The 2,432-nt window shown below is 54.1% G+C and carries 3 protein-coding genes; 1 reads left to right on the top strand and 2 read right to left on the bottom strand.

The window, feature by feature from the left end:
• Window positions 1-226, bottom strand: a 226-nt coding sequence (locus tag NZM04_00160; GenBank protein MCS7062456.1) for a hypothetical protein, incomplete at its 3' end; no start/stop codon positions are given.
• Between the two features lie 19 nt (window positions 227-245).
• On the opposite strand from NZM04_00160, the gene NZM04_00155 reads away from it, so the two are divergent.
• On the top strand, window positions 246-665 hold the full coding sequence (locus NZM04_00155) for a PEP-CTERM sorting domain-containing protein (protein ID MCS7062455.1): 420 nt from the start codon (window positions 246-248) through the stop codon (window positions 663-665).
• Between the two features lie 285 nt (window positions 666-950).
• Here the strand turns inward: NZM04_00155 and nuoF are convergent, their stop codons facing one another.
• A complete protein-coding gene (nuoF, locus tag NZM04_00150; protein ID MCS7062454.1) occupies window positions 951-2,288 on the bottom strand; it encodes an NADH-quinone oxidoreductase subunit NuoF in 1,338 nt (445 codons plus the stop codon).
• Window positions 2,289-2,432: the final 144 nt, after the last annotated feature.

Genomic DNA, 2,432 nt, shown 5'->3' with positions numbered 1-2,432 from the left:
TTGGAAACGCAATTCTGAGTATAATCGACGATGGTACAACAGTGACTTTTAATCTCTCAAATCCTGGAGGTATTCCATTTTCTGGTAACGATGCATTCGTGTTGTATCTAGACACAGTGGCAGGTGGCTTAAATTCAACAGGGATCTTGAGCGATACGGCGGACACTCTGAGAAGGGCTATCAGTAACATAGGGTCCGCTGCTATTAATTTTGCCGCTGGGTTCACAGCAGATAAGGCGATTGGAGTGAAACCATTTGGTACAAACAACGGATTTGCTGGATTGTGGAATTTAACGGGCAGTCCTACGAACTTACCGTTTATTGCAACCAGCACTACTGGAACAAATGGACTTACCCCTGAGACAGGTGGCCAAAATTCCTATACTTGGTCATTTACACTTGCTCAATTGGGAATTTCACCTGGCGCCTCATTTAACTTCGTCGGAATATACTTGAATGCACAGGATTCATTCGGTAATACCTTCCTCTCAAATGAAGGTTTCGGCAATGGGCTTCCTAATACGAATCCTGGCACGGGGACCGCAACGTTTACGAACTTCTTGACCTACACGACTATTCCTGAGCCTTCGACGTATGCTTTGATTGTGGGTGGGTTAGCGTTGTTGTATTTTGTGGTGCGGAGGAAAGCTACCAGCCAGGTGTGAAGGCTAGAAGAGGGTAAGGAATTGGAATAAAACGCGCCGGGCGAGGGTTCGGCGCGTTTTTTGTTTTTTATTTGATGCCTTGAAAGTCGGTGGCGGTAGTCGTCGGTAGCCGGTGGGATTTGGATTTCTTGGCTTGTGGTGTATTTCTTGGATTGTGGTGTGTGAAGTAGTTAGACTTTTTGGGTTAGATGAGAGGGAAAGGTGTGAGTGGGGGTGTGGCCGAGAGGAGGAAAGGCTGTGTGGGGGGGTGTTGTTGTGCGCTGATGAAAGTTGATTTGGAGGAAGCTATCTGGGGTGGCAGGCGGCTTTGAATTCGTCGGGGAATTTGGTGAGGAAGCTTTGGACAGGCCAGGAGCAGGCCTCTCCGAAGGCGCATATGGTGCGTCCGGCGATGTTGTTGGCGACAGAGAGTAGGGTCTCAATGTCGCTGGGTTGTCCTTGGCCCTTGGCTAGGCGGGAAAGGATTTTTTTCATCCAGAGTGATCCTTCGCGACACGGGGTGCATTGACCGCAGGACTCGTGAGCGTAGAATTCAGCGATATTGGCGAGAGCTTCGACCATGGAGCGGGTGTTGTCCATGACGATGATGCCGCCGGATCCTGCCATGGAGCCGATGGCGGCGAGGGTGTCGAAGTCGAGGGGAATATCTTCGAGGTGGATTTCTTTTTCGATGGTTTGTCCGGTGGAGGGGTCTTTTTGTTTGATTTTGTAGCGTTCGCCGGCTTTGAGGACTTTGGCGGAGGAGCCACCGGGGATGACGGCTTTGAGGCGGTTGTTGTTGCGGATGCCGCCGCAGACGTCGTGGATGAGTTGGCCGAGGGTGATTGAGCCGATTTCAAATTCGTAGTAGCCTGGGCGTTTGACGTCGCCGGAGACGCAGAGGATGCGGGTGCCGGTGTTGTTGGGGCGGCCGAGTTTGGCGTATTCGGCGCCGCCCATGCGGATGATGTGGGGGATGTTGCAGAGGGTTTCGACGTTGTTGACGATGGTGGGGCACATGTAGAGGCCGAGGACGGCGGGGAAGTATGGGGGCTTGATGCGGGGGTAGGGGCGTTTGCCTTCGAGGGATTCGATGAGGCCTGTCTCTTCGCCGCAGATGTAGGCGCCGGCGCCGCGGTGGATGTAGATTTGAAGGTCGAAGGCTTGTTTGCCGAGAATGTTTTTGCCGAGGTAGCCTTTTTGGTGAGCTTCGGCGATGGCGCGCTCGAGGATTTTGGCGCCTTGGGGGAATTCGCCGCGGATGTAGATGTAGGCGAGGCGGACGCCGAGGGCGTAGGCTGCGATGATCATGCCTTCGAGGAGTTGGTGTGGGTCTTTGTGGATGAGTTGGCGGTCTTTGAAGGTGCCGGGTTCGGATTCGTCGGCGTTGCAGATGAGGTATACGGGTTTGGTGTTTTTGGTGGGGTCGATGAATGCCCATTTGGTGCCGGTGGGGAAGCCTGCGCCGCCTCGTCCGCGGAGGCCGGAGGTTTTGATTTCGGCGATGATTTGGGCGGGGGTCATTTGGAGGGCTTTGCGGAGGGATTGGTAGCCGCCGTGGCGGAGGTAGCATTCGATGTCTGGTGTGTAGTGGGGTTCGTCGAGGTGTCGGAGGAGGATGCGTTTTTCGAGGGGGTGGGGCATAGGGGTGGGATGGGGGGGGTTGAGTTTTGGTTTTTAGGGTTTGTATTGTGTGAGGATTTGGTCTGCTTTTTGTGGGGTGACGTTTTGGTAGTGGTCGTCGCCGATCATCATAACAGGGGCGGCACCGCAATCGGCGAGGCATTC

Source organism: Candidatus Methylacidiphilales bacterium (assembly GCA_025056655.1).
Lineage (GTDB): Bacteria > Verrucomicrobiota > Verrucomicrobiia > Methylacidiphilales > JANWVL01 > JANWVL01.
The sequence above is the reverse complement of the archived record's forward strand: the minus strand, read 5'-3'. Positions and strand labels throughout refer to the sequence as shown.

Bases quoted from the DNA above. Each gene is read 5' to 3' on its own strand.
- nuoF (MCS7062454.1), bottom strand. From the start codon at position 2,288: ATGCCCCACCCCCTCGAAAAACGCATCCTCCTCCGACACCTCGACGAA.